We start from the raw sequence: 17,116 nt of genomic DNA, 5'->3' as shown, positions 1-17,116 counted from the left end.
GACAGTCCGTCCCCTCGTAATCTCCTAATGTTTCTGGTCTTAAACCTGTATACGCCATTAATGAAACCGATACCCTCGCTCTTGGAGTAGCCATTCTTAATATCTTTCCCAATTCTTCCTTATTTGGCACTCTCTCATTTTCTGACCTGATATTGCGGTTTTCATCTTTTATGTTGATACTTAGTTTTACGTTAATCCCATTGAATTTAAGCCACGAAATCAAGGGTTTCTCTGCATACGAAATATATGAACCAGCTTTGCCTTCTGCCTCAAATCTCCTTATGACGTCCATGATCCTATATCTAAAATCTTCCCGTCTTGCAAGTTCTAAGAGTTCCATAGGGTTTGTATTGTCTCTATCGCACCATAAAAGTAAGTGTCTAAAATAAGTCTCTGCGGTGATTACTGAATGTGCCTTCAGATTCTCATACCACCTTTTCAGTTGCAGATTAAATTCAGGGCTACCCTCTGTAATGTATTTTTTATATTTCGGCTCACGGGTCATAAGTAGATAATCTGAAATGGTATATAAGATATCCGTTTATTTAATTAAAAGGATAGGTAGGGATTCGAACCCTAGTAGATGGGATCTGCAGTCCCACGCATGACCTCTCTGCCACCTATCCGCACTAACGGCAATTATTCAACAATATTTTATCCTTTCCACATTGAAATAGCAAGAATGCCGATAGAATTCATGTTAATCCTATCGCTCTCTCATAACTTGCTACCATTTCATTCGCAACGGACCATATCGTGAGCTCTTGATCGAATATCGCGTATCTCTCCTGGACAAAAGAAATATCGCTGAGGAAATCCCCCTCCGAGAATCCACCGATTATGACAAGAATGTCTGATCTATCAATAAATTCCGATGGTTTCTTCATTTCACCCTTAGGATGCAGGAGGATAGTTCTATCGCGCCTTATTGAGTCTATTAAATCGCGCAGATTTGAATCCTCCATTGAAAGAAGTTTCTTCCCGTTATTTGTTATTATCCTCTTTTCAAAAAGATCCTCAAAAAGCCCTATGAACCTGTTATAAGATTTAGGCATCCTTGTGATGGGGCTTATATGGATAACTTGATTGTTTCTGGTATGGATGTATGTCCTCAGCTGATTCTTATGATTGAGGATAGACTCCTGCGTCATCTCCAGAAGCAGGTATATTATGTCTGGCCTACCACGTCTCTTGGATTCATTTGGAAAATAACGATCTATTGCTGTGTGCATGTAATTGGAATCGAGTATTATCCTATCGATACGCTTGTTTCTCTTTTTGGCAAACCGCCTTATGGATGGATCTTCTAGCATCTGCTCAGGTATTGTCTCTAACTCGGCGTCTGCGATGACTAAATGAAGCATGCCATTGGATGTTTATCGGAGATATTATGTTTCTTGTTTTGTCAAATGTTGATGGAAACATCCTCTATAGAAATGAAGCATATCATCATTCTCATTGCTAGAACAAACAACATTAATATATCAATTGATACTTTATATATTATGATAATCACTAAAGCTCTATCAAAAGAAGTGCTCGGCGAGTATTTCGATGAAAACTTATTTGAATTTGGGGGGCGATATCTTGGAAAAACTTACTGAAAAGCGCGATCAACCCACAGCTGATTCATCCGTTCAGAAGCTCTTATCCATAATTGTTGAAATGGACAGGAGCGGTATAATGGATATAATTTACAGGATGCTAGCAGATGAGGACGTCACCAGCGCGATTAAGAAGATGCTTTCTAGTGGCTTTTTGATGAATCTTATAGAGAATTCTGAAGTCATAATGAACTCTCTCACAACAATAGATCTCAGTATGTTTCCACACTACACCAATGCCATCAAGTCTGTAGAGATAGCAATCAAGACTGAAGACGTGGAACCGGTTGGAGGCTTGAAAGGCATACTTGACAAGATGAAGGATGAAGATACCCAGAAGGGGATCGGAATTGTGTTTTCACTGCTCAAGAGTCTTGGAAGAACCTGTTCCGAAGTTGAGGGTTGTCCCTTCCAAACCGAAGAAAATGATCAGCATTGATTGCGTTCCTTTTCTGTAATAATCATGGATGTTCCGTGTTGGTATGCCTTGAGACCTAAGCTGAGAATCAGTTAAGGGATGTTAGATGTTTAAGAGTAGCTGTAAATCTCTATCTTCTGACCTAAGATACATAGGTTTCTTCTAGTAGAAAAATTCATACAACAATACCGCAATAAACATTTTGAAAATTGTATTTACAAAATAGGTGTGGTGCGATCAGAATATATGGCTATGAAGATCGCAGCGCCCAGCTTGTCTATTATATATCTGTACATCTAGGTGTTTCTTCACTGAATGGAATCTCCGGTGCTTTAGCTGAGGAATAGCTCACTTTGAGAATCTTATTGCGATGTTTCCACCTTGTTTCAGTATCTCATGTATCAAAATTTAAATAACCCTCCTAAATATTGAATCGACGTTGTGGAACCAAGCTAACAAAAATGAGTAGGGAGGACTAGCCCGACTTTATGCCTGCCATGGCTGAATTATATTATGGTTCCCTATGATGCCTAGCAGGAACTTCTCAGGAGAACAATGAGAAGAGGTCAGAGATAAGGTGAATCAAGATGATATCAAATAAAGATGATGCAGAAGAGTATGCCACCAGAGCAAAGAATGCGGTAAATTCAGGCGATTATGATAGCGCAATAAGTGACATAGAAAAAGCCATAAAGGCTAGTCCAAGATCAGTTCCATATCACCTGATAAAGGCCGATGCACTCTATAGAAAGGGGGATTACGAGAGTGCCCTAGATGTATTGAATTTTGCAGAAAACATAGAAAAGAACAATCCCGAGATCCATTCACTCAAGAGTATCTGCTACGGATCAATGGGTAAATTCAACGACTCCAAGACAGAAGCCGCAAAGGCCATAAAAGCGGATCCAAGTTATCCATTCGCCTACTATAACAGAGCAAAGGCCGAGCAGTATCTCGAGGAGTACGATCTTGCAAAAAAAGACCTTCAAAAATATCTAGAAATGCAACCCAACGACCCAGACGCCTATCTCGATCTTGCCGATATGGAGTATCACGAAGGCGATTACAAGAAGGCCCTTCAAAATGTTAATACAGCAATAAAGAAGGATAAGGAAAACACCGATGCACATGATCTGAAGCTGAACATACTTCTTGCGCAGAAGGATATTGAAAGCTATCTCAAAGAGTTACTTGAAGCGTTCAAGGATACTGAGGACTTTAAGTACGTGGGCACCCTTGTCGAGACCCTTAAGAGTGTGGGATCCTTCGATACAGCTGAAGACATCCTTAAAGAGTTCATTAAGATCTACAAGGAAGAACCCTTTCTGTATGATGCACTTGCCAGAGTATATTATGACCAAAACAGAAAGGATGATGCCTACAAGACGTATGAAGACCTTCTCAAAGCTAACGCTGATAGAGAGGCAAAGATATACTGGTTCGACTTCCTCCTGGATGATGGCTCCTATGATCGCCTTATCGATGAGATAGATAAGAGCGGCCTGAAAGATGATGAGGTACTTGAGATCAAATACTTGGCCGAAGATCAGAAGGGAGACCACAATGCCGCGCTGCATACTGCGGAGGAACTCATGGAGCTGGACAGAACCCCTTACAATGTCAGCCTCTATGGATCCCAGCTTCGAAAACTTGGAAAGATTGACGAATCTATCAAGGCCATGTCCGAATTTGATGAGGACCCTGATGTCGCCTACGAGCTGTTTCTTTCATACATGGACAGAGATGATGTTGGTTCTGCATCCAGATACCTGAAGATTGCCATCGAGAATAGTGAAGATGATGAGGACATCATATCTAACGTACTCGAAGGGGTATCAAAGCTGATGGATAACTCTGATTTCCAAAGCGTGAACAGTTTCCTAGACGGTCTTGACAAGGAAAATGATGATCTCTCAATTCTTACTGATGCCATGCATGCTATCAATTCAGGTGTATTTGAGGGCTACGAAAAGGGCAAGGAAAAACTCCTTGGGATAGATGAACACCGCGAGGAGGTGTGCGAATTCGTAAACAATATAGTTCAGCTCACTGAGGGCAAAGCAAAGGTGTTTCTGGAGAAATTCATCGAAGAGAACTGCAGTGAAGAGGATGAAGAGGATTGATTGATCATCAGACAGCCCACCATATTTTGAAAAAGTAGGCCGACCATTTCATAATTTTAACCAGACATATTTTAATCTAACTGATTTATGGCTTTTGAAGAGCTCTGTTTATAACGATCAGATGTATCATAATGGCTTCTGTAATTTATTGAGCTAGTCCAAGTCTTGAATTTGGAAGTTCCTTGCCAGATGAGGTCTGCCCATGGGAAATTCGTATAATGCACGCACAATCTTAACAGGTATTCCTCTAATGAGATGCTCCTAAGCCAAACTAGGGATTTTCATTTTTCAGTCAAGATTCTATATATACGGGCATATACCGTAGAGGCGAAGTTACTTACAGGCATCGATTCCGTGGCAACCTTCACCTGATCATGGCACAGGTATGAATGCTGTCAATCGATTTTTACATTGGGGACACTCCCGTATCTCTAGTCTGTAGGATGGTTTTACAGCTTATCCATAACCAATAACTTCTCCATAATTTTGGTCCCCATAACGCCATCTATCGTTAGGAAAAGCTTGTATATCTCATCGCAGAATTCTCTCGTCTCAAAGTCTTATCCATACTCATGCCAAATTCGCAGGCTTATGTCAGACCTTGCTAAGGATCCGCCTGAAAGACCATTTATATATCAAAGCCATTCTAGAATGTGGAGATCAGAAGAATAGTTGATCCAGATCAAATAGATGGTTTCCTCAATGTCATAAGATCAGCCTGGAAGACGGATTCCGTGGATGGGGCCTTTAGAGATACGATCGCCTCCATGAGGTACCATGGCGGCCTTTTGTTGGGCGCATTCGATGATGATGGCAGGATAATAGGGATGTCGTTCGGATATCCGGGATTCAGAAATGGCAAAGTGTATCTTTACTCCCACATGGCTGGAGTTGTTGAGGGAAGGAAGTATTCAAATGTTGGCTACTCACTCAAGATGAAACAGAGAGAACTTGCCGGTTCTATGGGTTACGACCTGATAGCATGGACGTTTGATCCTTTCAATCCACTCAATGCATACTTCAATATTTCCAAGTTGGGTGCTATCACTCGTACCTATATCAAGAATTTTTACGGAACCATGAACGATGGCATAAACAGGGGAATGCGTACCGACAGGGTAGTTGCTGAATGGTGGATAAAACTGCCAATCGATAGAGAATGCAATGATATCGTCTTCGTCAACGATGCAGATCGCTACACGGATATACGGATACCCGCTGAGACTGGGTGTCTGGGCTTCTACGTGCCGCCAAGTGTGTCCTATTTCACTGAAGACCGTGCATCAGGATCAGAATTGAAGAATGCCGCGGCCGAGACGTTTAATCATCTATTCAGCATGGGGTTTTCCATAGTACATTATGAAAAGGGCAAGTCGAATTACTTCATTTTCAAGAAGTTGGAAAACATAAAAACTAAAGTTTTTGATTCAAACGTGGAATGATATGCAAATCATCTTTGAACATCCATTTCTAGAAGACAATTCATCCTCATCTTAAAATGCATCTAGCAGAATAGAAATATTGTGAATTTGTCCATTACCATGAATGTGATTTTTTCTGGGAACGTTTCTGATGATGAAATTCAGTTGAAATTTGCCAATTCTAGGAACTAAAAATTAGTAATACCATCTATTATATATTATGTTAAAATTGATAACAAATCATTTTTAAATAAAAAAGAAAGATAGTTAATTCATGTCTGATGTGAAGATTCTTATCCTTGGTGGGAGATTTGGTGGTCTTCAGACTGCCTACGACCTCAAGAGATATCTGAAAAACAAAGCAGATATCAAAATAATAGAAAAAAACAGGTACATCTATTTCAGACCCGCTCTCCCACACGTTGGGATAGGGCTGGAGCGCGCAGAGGATCTCCGTATAGATCTGGCACAGGTTCTACCGGACAGGGGTATAGGATACATACAGGGAACTGTCACGAAGATAGATCCTGAGAAGAACCTAGTTGAGTATTCACGGGAAGGATCTGGCGGTTACAAGGAAAAGTACGATTTTCTTGTGGTAGCACTTGGTTCGCATCTTGCAAGTGAGATGATAGCAGGTTTCGACAAATATGGATCAAGCGTGTGCGAGGCGGATCTTGCCGAAAACATGTGGAAGAAACTCAAGGATTTCAAAGGTGGAAATATAACTCTAGGTTCTGCAAAATTCATACAGGATACAAAGAACCGCCCGACCAGCACCCCTGACAGATATGCACCGATTGCAGATTCCGCATGTGAGGGCCCGGTTTTTGAGATGTCAATAATGCTCTATGATTACTTTAAGGCAAAGAATATGTTAGACAAGGTAAAGATGACCGTTTACTCGCCTGGGGAATATCTCAGCGATCTTTCAAGGACAAGCAGGACCACCGTCGCCGCAATGTACAAGGGCATGAACATAGAACTTGTAGATAATTTTGTGCTGAAAGAGGTCACTGAGAAGGAGGTCATAAGCGAAGATGGCAGAAGGTTGCCATCCGATATAAGCTTCATTCTGCCCCCATACACAGGACAAAAACTGGTAAAGGATGCTGGGCTTGGGGATGACGTTGGATTTGTCCTTACAGATACCGACATGAAATCGGTAAAGTACGACAATGTATATGCCGTGGGTGATGTTAACGCCCTCATAGTGCCAAAGATGGCCTTTCTGGCAGTGAAAACAGCGAGAATAGTAGCCGCAAACATAGCTAATAGGATGGGTATGTCCGTACCAGTGGAGATCTACGATCCAAAGATAGTATGTGTCGCAGATAGCCCATACGGTAACTATGCCGTGGCCGTTGCGGATTCCACCTTCTATGGAGGTAATCTCTCTGAGGCGGTGCCGTCTCCGGCTAACCATCTCAAGAAGACTCTGTTCACAAGGTATTTTCTCTGGAGCAAGGGCGACCTTGCAATGGATAAATATCTGACCAGCTGGTGATCATATGTCGTTGTTAAGTCAATTGGATAATTTAAGCAAAATTACGCCTGAGGATATAGAAATAATGCAGAAGCTCTCCAGAATAGCTCAGAAACTCCAGAAACTCGGACTGCTCGACGTCGTTGAGGGTGTTCTCGATGATGACAGAACCATAGGAGCCATAGCTTCATTTCTCACCAGCGACACGATGCTGGAGATTCTGGTAAACCGAGATAATCTTATCAAACTAATTGCACTGCTTTCCAAGAATGAAACATACGCAAACCTATCAGCAATACTGGAAAAGCTGAGTTGAGAACATAATATTTTCATTTATTCCATATTTTGCGGGCGCAGTCATAAAGGAAAAAGTAAATAAACGGGTTATAGATTGCGTTAAAATCAGGTGTAAGAATGGCAAGAATGCATACAAGGAAGAGAGGAAGATCAGGTTCAAAGAAAGTTTACGGTGTTCAACCTTCCTGGATACAGTACAGCAAGGACGAGATAGTAAATACTATAGTCAATCTCAAAAAATCTGGTGTACCTCCCTCTGTTATAGGTATAAGGCTTAGGGATCAATATGGGATACCGACTGTCAAGGCCGTCCTTGGAACAAAACTTGGAAAGATACTGGCAGAAAAGGGCCTGAAGGACGAAGTGCCTGAGGATCTAAGCAACCTCATAAGGAGATACAATAACGTTGCTAAACACGTTGAACTGAATCCCAAGGATCAGGCCAACAAGAGGGGAAGGGATCTGATAATGGCCAAGATGCTCCGCCTGGTTAAATACTACAAGAGAACCGGAGTACTTGACGAGAAATGGAACCTAAGTAAGGTTCTGAGATGATTGAAGATCTCTTACCAAAGGATCTTTTTGATAAGTACGCTAAGGCCAGGGATCTGATCCTTGGTGCTGATTTTTTGCGCTTAATAGTGCATTATGATGGGGACGGTACCAGCTCAGCGATCATACTCACAAACATGCTCAAGCGACTAAACAAGAAGTTTCACCTGAGCTATATCAAGGAATTGAACGAATCTGGATTCAAGTCACTGATAACCGACGACCCCACAATAGTTGCGGATGCTGGGTCCGATCAGCTCAGGTTTATACCTGACAAGGAAAATGTGGTTGTACTGGATCATCATTTCTATACAAAGGATAACTGGAAGGGCATAAATATAAACGCAAGGGATCATGGAATAGATGGGACGCACGAAGCCTGTGGATCGACCATGTCCTACATAATGGCGCTTGTCATAGATGAAAAAAATGCAGACCTGTTTCCGTTCTTCATGAGTGGACTTATCGCCGACAAGCAGGACCTAGGTGGTATATCAGGGTTGAATCTGAAGTTGGTGGAATCGTATGGGGCGAGGTTCAGAAAGGATCATACCCTGAATCTTGAGGGATCGACCCTGAAAGACTCGCTCACATATTCCACGGATCCGTTCTTCAGGAACATAACTGGGTTCCCGGACAGCGCAGAATCCTTCCTAAAATCCATCGGTGTTGATCCAGAAAAGAGGCCGCAGGATCTTTCTGAAGACGAGAAGAGACTTCTTGCAAATGCACTTGGCCTTAAACTGCTGGAACAGAAGGCCGGCTATGAGGCCCTTTCCTATATTGAGGGGGATCTCTATTACTTTGACGTTGGGTATTCATCCAAGCAACTGTCATCGATCATAGATGGTAACGGTAAGATGGGTAAGAATTCCGTTCCGGTGGCTTACTTCCTGGGCTATCAGGATTTCAAGCAGGAGATGGAAACCAATTGGAAACTCTTCAAGACAAAAATAATTGACTACACTTACAGGTCGCTAGGAGAGATGTTCACCACAGCACATATCTCCTATTTCTATGCGCCGGAGTCAGAGATGGCGGGTGCAATATCCGGTATAGTGATGCTCTATCTGGCTGATCAATCGAAACCGGTAATAGGCTTCAGCGTGGGAAAGGACGAAACCAAGGTGTCATCCCGCGGAACTAGAAAGCTCGTGAGCAGGGGGCTGAATCTATCCATTGTGATGCGCGAAGCAAGTGCAGCCGTAGGCGGATCCGGTGGTGGACATGATATTGCCGCCGGTGCCGTGATTCCAAAAGGTAAGGAGATACAGTTCCTTGAGGCCGCGGAAAAGGTTGTCGAATCCCAGATAGGTAGGTTAACGGTAAAGGCGAGGTAGAAATATTATTGTTGAAAATTTATATATAAATTTTACCGCAAAAAATTTAAATGATGATTCGATAATTATATGAATGCCAAGGGTTGGTATAATAACGTCTGATTTCAGATTCTATCATGATGTTATAAAACAACTTAGGTTGTGGAAGATACCTTTTGTCAGCCTTGATCTGAAGGGCAGTATCCCAGACGATGTTGTTGTTATACTGAGTTCGATCAGAGATGAGATCGATCTTCCAGACCAGGTGAAGGCACAGGATGGTATAGATGGCATAAGAAGGGCTATACCAAGGCTTCTTAACAAGACCATGTTCAAGGATCTCATCATAGGGATAGATCCCGGACCGAAGCCAGGAATTGCTGTTTTCGGGGATGATGTGCTTCTTGAGGCATTTGAATGTCCAACCGTGTCCTCTGTGAGGAAGTTCGTTGATTCCATAAGCATGAGCTACAGCTATGAGAATATAGTGATCAAGATAGGAAACGGAGACAAACCAAACCGAGAAATAATAATTAACAGACTGTCCGATATGGATATCTCCATCGAGGTCGTGAACGAAAAAAACACGAGCACCCCCCATAAAATCCATGATAATGCCCTTTCGGCGGCTAGAATAGCACAGATAAACGGGCTTTATCCCATCAAGAGGATACCAGTTAAGTTCAGCAGAAAGAACGTGTATGAGAAGGAATTTGTGACTTTGAAGAATGTCATAGAGGGTACAGGTGCGGCGGAAAGGAGAGGAACCAACAGCACCTGATAACTATCTCTAACCGTTATTCTGTGGAAAATTGGAAATGATGCGAGAATGAGTTTTGGAGAGTTTCATTTAAGAATAAAAATTGATCATTTCTTTGATTTCTTCCATTTCGGCTGGTTTCTTCCCCTGCCTGATCCTAGAACCATAACCACCATGAACACAAGCACAAACGCGAATACGTAGTATATCCAATTATAGTCTGGAGGGGTACCATAGTAGAACCTCGTGCTTATGGAGTTAGAGTTTCCATCTATCTTTATGTTTGCGTTGTTCAGAGTTACAGTCAATGTATGCGATCCGTGTCCCAGGTTTGGATTGACATAGGTGGCGTTGACCTCAACAGTTGAACCTGGCATTATTTTCTGAACGGTCTTCTGCATTACTGGCACTCCATCGATGTAGAATGTAGCGGTAACGTTATACACAAGATATGATGTTGGATTACTTAGGAATACATGAAAGTATATCGGTGATATCACGGAGATCATTATCATCTCAGAATAGTTGTACTGGACGCCGTCAAAATCGGCAGATGTGACTATGTACAGATAAAGTGTCTGTGGAGTTTCTGGAGCGGTGATCGTGGCAGTATAGTTGTATTTGCTTGCATAGTATTGATGTATGGTATTCGTCGGGCTGATCCCGGTAAGATTGGTACCTGCGATATATATGGTAAAATTGTAATTGCTGAATCCGGCCGTGCTAATTATCGTTATGTTGAACTGCTGGCCTGTGCCAACATCCGAAGGATAGCTTACCTGCGATGAGTAAAACGGAGCTGTTTGTGCACTGGCCACTGAACCGGCCAGCAGCAACACGAACGTAGCGATCATGACCGGTATAATGAAGTATCTGTTCATCTCTTACGCCTCCCCCTGTATGCGGATATGCTAAGTCCAGCAACGACAGTAACCGCTATGAGTATCAGACCTATGATCAGGCTAAGATATGGATCTGCGGTGTAATTATTTATTACACCATTTCCACTGGCCGTTACACTCGCCTTGGATAGCTGGGGATACGTGCCTGTGATCGTGACCTTATGTAATGAACCGTATCCGCTCACGTTAACGATCACCGACACCTGCGGGGCCGGTGTGGGTGAAGTAGGTACGAGCGTTATGTTGACTACCCTTGAGGAATATGCAGGAACTGAGATGCTGGCAGGGTAGTGCACAGAGTAATCGAGTTCAGAGATGTTAGCTATCTCAGAGGATGGTATAGTTAGATTGACTGTGATGTTGGTATTTCCTGTATTGTTTATTATTATAGGCAGCTCTAGATCCGTGCCGTTCACGGCACTGCTTCCAGACGATACGGTGAAGGAAGTAACTGATGGAAATTCTGCGTACAGGTATTTTGTGGTATTACCGCCAGTATAGCTTATATTGACGGGTATCTTGATCTGGCCTGAATTCATCATCTTAAGTGGAGTTATATTTACTGTAACGTTTTCCTCCTGGCCCGGCATAAGCTCCAGTTTTCCGCCGGTCATATTCTTTGCAGCGAACACCATGGCGAAACTGCTGGAATTGCCTGATGAAAGGGTTATGTTCACCATCGAGTTTCCTGTATTCATCACCGTGAAATTATAGGTCAATGGATGGTATATTACTGTACCATTATTCAGGCTGTAGCCGAATGTTTCTATCTTTGAGATCTGGCTCACCGAGAAGGAGAACACCTTTTCCTTCTCAAGATTGAGATTGACGTATGAAAGCGCATTAACATAGACAGTCGAAGAGCTTGCAAATGTTATGCTGACCGTCTCAGTTGGGAAGGACTCTGTGCTAGTTATCTGAGATGAGAATGTATAGTTGCCTACCGGAAGATAAACATATGAAATGGAGCTGTTCACGGTGAGATATGCATTGCCCGAAGTTATCGTGACGTTCAGATATCTCTGAACTCCATCCACTGCAGTCATCATGTATACCATATAGGCCCTTACCATGCTTGCATTATATTCCTCATAATTCTTGAAGGGAGCGATCGATACATATCCGAAGTACCCACTGCTATCTGATCTGTTTAGTGCATAAACCGTATAATCTCTGGTGGGAACATTGAATAACGCAACGCCCGTAGCGTTTGCATTGGAGTACTTATATAATGATCCGTTATAGTACAGGTATACCCTTGAATATGGAACTCCAGTATTCACATGCAAGTTCGTTAGGACCTGTGATACTGTAAGGTTTAATGTTTCATTCATGCTTGAACTGAGTGTTACGTTGGCCGTGCCGTTGGCATAGAAAGAACCCGTAGAGTTTGAGAAGCTCCCAGAGAATGATACCTCGTATTTAGCCATAGGAAGCACGAGATTACTGAGCCCGGACAGCCTAAATCCATCTCCATATACGCTGTAGACTCCAGATATGCCGAGGTCGTTACTTAGATTGAGGTAATAGCCAGCCTGCGTCGATATGTTGGTTATCTCGGTATTCCTCATTATATTAACATTAGAAAGTGAATAATTTGAACCACTGTAGTAATACTCCTCGTATGTTCCAACCGGAATTATTCCAAATTTAACCATGGTGCCAGGGGCCGAGAAGAGATATAAATTGCTTATTTTGCTTGAGACGTTTGCATATATAGCCACTTGCAGGGATATGGATCTGGATGCCAGTATGGGATAATTCCCATATTTTATGATGTTTGTTGAATTGTGGAACTCTAGGCTGTATATGCCGGGGAATACGGACCCTACTATGACACCATTAATCATTGAGAGGTTATAGCTGTATGGGCCCATTAGGTCAACGTATCCATTGAAGTCAGCCGGCTGGGATGCATTATAGATCGTCATGGATACAGGTACATTAATAGGGGTGAGGCCTATGGTCATCGCAGACGATACGTTAGTCACGGTATAATTGTAGAAGTTAGGCGATACTATCCTTATCTGAGGATTACCAGTGTTCAGTGAGTAAACAATATCAGTATATCCCGAGGTGATTATCGGTACAGCCTCTATGGGTGTATTATAGGAATATAACATTATATAGCCATTTCTCACCGATGAGTTGCTGCTGTATGAAGCGCTGATCCCTGCATTATAGAGCACAAGACCAGCCGAAGTTGAATTTACCAGATGCATCTGATATGAAACGCTCTTTGTGAGCGGTAGCTTGAGGATTGAGGAATAGCTCTGCCCAGCAATAACACTGGCAGAGTATATTGAATAGTAACCTGATGGCAGGCTCAGGTTGAACTGGGAACTGCCACTGTACTGATAATACAGGAAAGACTCTCCAGAGACAATTGAATAATAACCTGAACTTATAGACAGATTTGTTATGTTCGATTCTAGACTCACAGTCTCTGCTGGAACTCCCGTGATATTGATATTGGCATCTGAAGTCAACATGTACGTTGCAAGGAATGCATGTCCGTTTCCTGTTCCGTACAATGTGTACGAACCTGAAGGTATGATAACGCTGAAGCTTCCATTCGTAACGTTCAGAGAGGCCGTTACGTTGTCATAGTTTCCATCATATAGGAACTCCAGTTTGGTCAGGTTGGTTGTGTGACCTGAGACCCGCACCGCCATGTATGCAGGCAACGAAACATTAACATAGGAATTCCATCCAGGCAGTGACTCCCGTATATCCCCTGTCGTTGCGTTGGATGATCTTGCTGATATGGTGTAATTGCCTGATGGCAGATATATCAAATAATGCCCATCCTTATATGTGGCATTGCTGTCTTTAGTTCCATTGACATAAATGGAGAAATGGCTCATGGGTGCGTTGCCCAATAAAACCGTCAGGTTAACAGTATTCATGGGCACATATGCATTGTAGACGTATGATCCACCAACAGATGTGTTTGCAGTGAGTATATTTCCGTAGTAATGACCGTTTAATATGACAGAAATCGAGTAATCATAAGGAGGTATACCTCTGAACTCGTAGAAACCGTTAGCAGATCTTGTGCTTACCGTGTAATTGTATGTTGAATTGTGAAGTATCACAGTTCCACTGCTAACTTGAACAGTCGAAGTGGAGTTGTAAGATGACCTGTAGCTGTATCCTATATTTCCGCTTACAGTCGTGTTATTTATGACGAAATTATGACTCAAATAATAATCCGGTAAACCTGTTGTCAGGTTGAAGGATGTCGAGATGTGTTCAGCCTGAGCCTGAGTAACATCAACCTTCCAGTAAGATATAACATTTGAGCCTATCATGGTTAGATGATCGATCGTGCCCGTACTTATGACTACCGTATCATTACCGGGCAGACCGACCAGATTGAAGTATCCTGATGAATTGGTGACGACCTCCTGATGCGGTATTCCATACTGGTCAAATATGGTGACATATACGCCCCCAACACCATTGCCTGATTCTGTCGTGACCCTGCCGCTGATGTAGGCACCCGGGTAATATGCCACTATCGGGTCCGCACCATTATATATCTCTGATAGCGGCGGAAGGAGTTGGGCCTTACCTTTGCCTTCAGATGTAAGGGTATACGCTTCCTGTATCGGGACTATCTTCCAGGCGTTTGGATGCGCAGTTGTATTGTTATATGGATTGTATGGAACACCAAGGTAGACAAGCTCGAAGTTACTCATGTTCCAGGCTGGCATTATTTCGTATTGACCAACCCCGTATGATATTCCAGGAATTCCATTCGTCTGTCCAACCGCGGATGGGGGATATCCAACTAGGAACCGGTATATAGAGGTATTATAGAAGGCCGGCGTATAGGTGATGTTGAAGCCAACAGGAGTAACATCTGTTGGAAGCTGATTGAGTGGATACGTTCCCTGATCGGTCGAGGCATATATCTGATAATATGTGTATGGAACTATCTCTCCATCATAAGTATATGTAGCCTGATCCGTAAGGTAGGCTGGAGCATAGAATATTCCTGGATTATCGCCTGAAAATGGGAACAGATTGTGATCTATCTGTATGTACTGGATTGAGTAGCCAGTTGCGTCTTCAAGTGCAGTGTACAAACTATTAAGGGTGTTCAGGCTGAAAGAACTAGCCAGATACCCCCTCAGGAACCCGTAGTAGATGTTATCTGGAGTCGATGAATTTATGAAATTACCGTATATGGTTGTGTTCGAAAGAACCGTAGAGGTGAATGAAGCCGGATCGGTGTATGCCCTGTATACGGTATTAGCAGCGGCGTATCCTAAATACTGCGTTAGCGTTGAGTTTATAGGGGCAAAGGTGTGGTGGTTGACCTCATAACCCTTGATCAGCCTAGCTATCATTACACCGAGGATCTGGCTTTGGTTTCCAGCGAGCAGGATCTGACCAGCTGGGACATATCCCTGCTGGAAGTCGTCTGCAACGGTTGGGTGCTGGCCTTCAACCACTTCCTGGAAGCCGTAGTCCCACCAGTTAACGTAAGCAGGCCTCTGGTCTATAGGCACATTTGTATTCTGTGTAGCCAGCCATGCGAATGACTGGGCCAGGGGCTGAGATGCATTATCTATGTAAAAACCTGACGAACCGAAATACTGCGCGTTGCTGGAATTGTTCGCCCTGAGGAAGGCAGGAAGTTCATTGTATATCTGTGAATTAACAGTTGAAGCGCTGTTCTCTGGAATTGCCGCGTTCACCATGCCTATGCCAGAGGGTATGACGAGCACCAGCACCAGTATGACTGCGAAGCTTGCATGGACCCAGTTGATGTTTCCCTTTAGTGTTTTCTTAAGCGTGGCACTGCCGAGATTCCTCTTCCTCACTTCGGTCAGTTTTGCCATGTCTATGAAATATATCAGAACTGCTCCACCGAGTATACCGTATGCAGGTGCGGCTGTGATGTTGAACCTAGCCGCCTCGAAACTCATGTATATTGAGACTATGGAGAAAACGAGGATGAACATCAGTACATCGGTTCTCTCCTTGACATACTTGTATATCACGTATACAATTCCGCTCATGCCCAAAACGAATTGTGCTACGCCGAAGCTGTTAATATATTCGCCGAGCGGAAGCGGCGCTGCCTCTGCGATGGTCGTATAAACTCTTGTCTTTATAAAGTAGCCTTCTCCAGAGATGAGCGTGTTCATGGTTGATGGTTCTAATTTAAGCAGAACAAAGAATCCTGCCAGAGACACCGCTATGGTCAATGGTACAGTTATTATCCATGGCTTCCTTCCGATGATATTTATCAAGAGCAGGAAAGCTATGCCAAGAACAGCCATTTCAGCTTCTGGCGTGAACCATCCTGAAAGCAAGCCAGATCCGTAATAGTAGTATGCACCCATGGCAAGGCCAAGGAACGTAGATAATGTGGTTGCGTATGTGAGATAACCAGTTGGCTTTCTTGTCAGTAGGTTAATGACGGCCTGGACAACCACATATATAAGCACTATTACCTGTATATACGCATATCCCTGCCACGAGAGCATCAATGCGCCAAGGGATGCGCCAGAGAGGAGAGCGTAGATTGTAGCCTTCTTATTCTTTGTGTAGTATGAAATTATTGAAGGAAGGTACGATCTCACATTCAGGAGACTATCTATGAATATTCCTTTCTTGGCGTTCTTCAGCGCCATCTCAAAGAAGTATATGGTGAGAAATGCAAAGAGGAGTTCAGGTGTGTGCATCCTTCCATCAGTGAGTATGCCTGCAGAGAGGTTGCCCGGCATTAGTGCATAAAGGAAAGCCGCTATTATGCCCGCCTTCTTGCCGAAAGCCTCCTTTGCCATGAGATACACAGGTATTATTAGAAGGGCTCCAAATACCGCATCGAATTCAGCAAACGCATAATATGCCGCCTTATATACACCAAATATAGGAGACAATATCGTGGCTACGAATGCGATCATCCAATGGAAGAATGGCGGCCTTGGGTTTCCTGAACCCACCGGGTAATTCAAGAACAGCTCATGCAGGAGCTGGGTGTGATACGTCAATATGTATTGTATAATATAATAATTGAAATACGGATCACTGCCACCCGAGTTGTTGAGAAATGGGTAAGCAAAGGCCTGCGACCAGGAAAAGAAGTTTGCCATAAAGAGATAGAAGACAAAGATTATTCCAAGTATTATCTCTGTCTCATACCTCTTGAATATCGTTGAAAGGTCAAATTTGTTCTCATTTCTTTCCACAGTTTCAAACATATAGCGAAACCTC

Annotated in this window: 11 protein-coding genes, 1 tRNA gene and 1 pseudogene; 8 read left to right on the top strand and 5 right to left on the bottom strand. The window is 43.0% G+C overall.

What is annotated here, in order from left to right:
* The 3 genes and pseudogenes from F6Q11_RS05350 to F6Q11_RS05340 form a co-directional block, all read right to left on the bottom strand.
* A pseudogene (locus F6Q11_RS05350) lies at positions 1-505 on the bottom strand (site-specific integrase); the annotation flags it as partial.
* A gap of 49 nt (positions 506-554) precedes the next feature.
* Positions 555-626: transfer RNA gene (locus F6Q11_RS05345), tRNA-Cys, on the bottom strand.
* Between the two features lie 69 nt (positions 627-695).
* Positions 696-1,364, bottom strand: a complete 669-nt coding sequence (locus F6Q11_RS05340) for a 16S rRNA (pseudouridine(914)-N(1))-methyltransferase Nep1 (RefSeq protein ID WP_297026926.1) — start codon at positions 1,362-1,364, stop codon at positions 696-698.
* 223 nt (positions 1,365-1,587) lie between these two features.
* Between F6Q11_RS05340 and F6Q11_RS05335 the strand changes: the two genes are divergently transcribed.
* The 8 genes from F6Q11_RS05335 to F6Q11_RS05300 all read left to right on the top strand — a co-directional run bounded on the left by F6Q11_RS05335 (position 1,588) and on the right by F6Q11_RS05300 (position 10,001).
* A complete protein-coding gene (locus F6Q11_RS05335; RefSeq protein ID WP_297026924.1) occupies positions 1,588-2,043 on the top strand; it encodes a DUF1641 domain-containing protein in 456 nt (151 codons plus the stop codon).
* Between the two features lie 566 nt (positions 2,044-2,609).
* The gene (locus F6Q11_RS05330; protein WP_297026922.1) at positions 2,610-4,145 is read left to right on the top strand and encodes a lipopolysaccharide assembly protein LapB; all 1,536 of its coding nucleotides are present in this window, start codon (positions 2,610-2,612) and stop codon (positions 4,143-4,145) included.
* Positions 4,146-4,798: 653 nt separating this feature from the next.
* Positions 4,799-5,587: a hypothetical protein gene (locus tag F6Q11_RS05325; RefSeq protein ID WP_297026920.1), complete on the top strand. Its 789-nt coding sequence runs from the start codon at positions 4,799-4,801 to the stop codon at positions 5,585-5,587.
* Positions 5,588-5,840: 253 nt separating this feature from the next.
* Positions 5,841-7,073 (top strand): NAD(P)/FAD-dependent oxidoreductase, encoded by a 1,233-nt coding sequence (locus F6Q11_RS05320; RefSeq protein WP_297026919.1) that lies wholly within the window; start codon positions 5,841-5,843, stop codon positions 7,071-7,073.
* A 4-nt stretch (positions 7,074-7,077) separates the two neighbouring features.
* Complete coding sequence (locus tag F6Q11_RS05315) at positions 7,078-7,368, top strand: hypothetical protein (protein WP_297026917.1); 291 nt, start codon at positions 7,078-7,080, stop codon at positions 7,366-7,368.
* Between the two features lie 98 nt (positions 7,369-7,466).
* On the top strand, positions 7,467-7,904 hold the full coding sequence (locus tag F6Q11_RS05310; protein ID WP_297026916.1) for a 30S ribosomal protein S15: 438 nt from the start codon (positions 7,467-7,469) through the stop codon (positions 7,902-7,904).
* Positions 7,901-9,241, top strand: coding sequence for a DHH family phosphoesterase (locus F6Q11_RS05305; protein WP_297026914.1), 1,341 nt, complete (start codon positions 7,901-7,903; stop codon positions 9,239-9,241). The genes F6Q11_RS05310 and F6Q11_RS05305 overlap by 4 nt, the downstream gene beginning before the upstream one ends.
* Before the next feature lie 73 nt (positions 9,242-9,314).
* The gene (locus F6Q11_RS05300; protein ID WP_297026912.1) at positions 9,315-10,001 is read left to right on the top strand and encodes a hypothetical protein; all 687 of its coding nucleotides are present in this window, start codon (positions 9,315-9,317) and stop codon (positions 9,999-10,001) included.
* Between the two features lie 86 nt (positions 10,002-10,087).
* Here F6Q11_RS05300 and F6Q11_RS05295 read toward each other — a convergent pair whose 3' ends face one another.
* Positions 10,088-10,861, bottom strand: coding sequence for a CARDB domain-containing protein (locus F6Q11_RS05295; RefSeq protein WP_297026910.1), 774 nt, complete (start codon positions 10,859-10,861; stop codon positions 10,088-10,090).
* On the bottom strand, positions 10,858-17,103 hold the full coding sequence (locus F6Q11_RS05290; protein WP_297026908.1) for a glycosyltransferase family 39 protein: 6,246 nt from the start codon (positions 17,101-17,103) through the stop codon (positions 10,858-10,860). The genes F6Q11_RS05295 and F6Q11_RS05290 overlap by 4 nt, the downstream gene beginning before the upstream one ends.
* Positions 17,104-17,116: the final 13 nt, after the last annotated feature.

It is taken from the genome of Thermoplasma sp. (assembly GCF_008709555.1).
In the GTDB taxonomy this organism is placed as follows: Archaea; Thermoplasmatota; Thermoplasmata; order Thermoplasmatales; family Thermoplasmataceae; genus Thermoplasma.
This window is presented reverse-complemented; position numbering and strand designations above follow the sequence as displayed.

Excerpts from the sequence above, each read along its gene's own strand:
- F6Q11_RS05340 (WP_297026926.1), bottom strand. The coding sequence starts at position 1,364 with ATGCTTCATTTAGTCATCGCAGACGCCGAGTTAGAGACAATACCTGAG.
- F6Q11_RS05330 (WP_297026922.1), top strand. The coding sequence starts at position 2,610 with ATGATATCAAATAAAGATGATGCAGAAGAGTATGCCACCAGAGCAAAG.
- F6Q11_RS05320 (WP_297026919.1), top strand. The coding sequence starts at position 5,841 with ATGTCTGATGTGAAGATTCTTATCCTTGGTGGGAGATTTGGTGGTCTT.
- F6Q11_RS05315 (WP_297026917.1), top strand. The coding sequence starts at position 7,078 with ATGTCGTTGTTAAGTCAATTGGATAATTTAAGCAAAATTACGCCTGAG.
- F6Q11_RS05310 (WP_297026916.1), top strand. The coding sequence starts at position 7,467 with ATGGCAAGAATGCATACAAGGAAGAGAGGAAGATCAGGTTCAAAGAAA.
- F6Q11_RS05305 (WP_297026914.1), top strand. The coding sequence starts at position 7,901 with ATGATTGAAGATCTCTTACCAAAGGATCTTTTTGATAAGTACGCTAAG.
- F6Q11_RS05300 (WP_297026912.1), top strand. The coding sequence starts at position 9,315 with ATGCCAAGGGTTGGTATAATAACGTCTGATTTCAGATTCTATCATGAT.
- F6Q11_RS05295 (WP_297026910.1), bottom strand. The coding sequence starts at position 10,861 with ATGAACAGATACTTCATTATACCGGTCATGATCGCTACGTTCGTGTTG.
- F6Q11_RS05290 (WP_297026908.1), bottom strand. The coding sequence starts at position 17,103 with ATGTTTGAAACTGTGGAAAGAAATGAGAACAAATTTGACCTTTCAACG.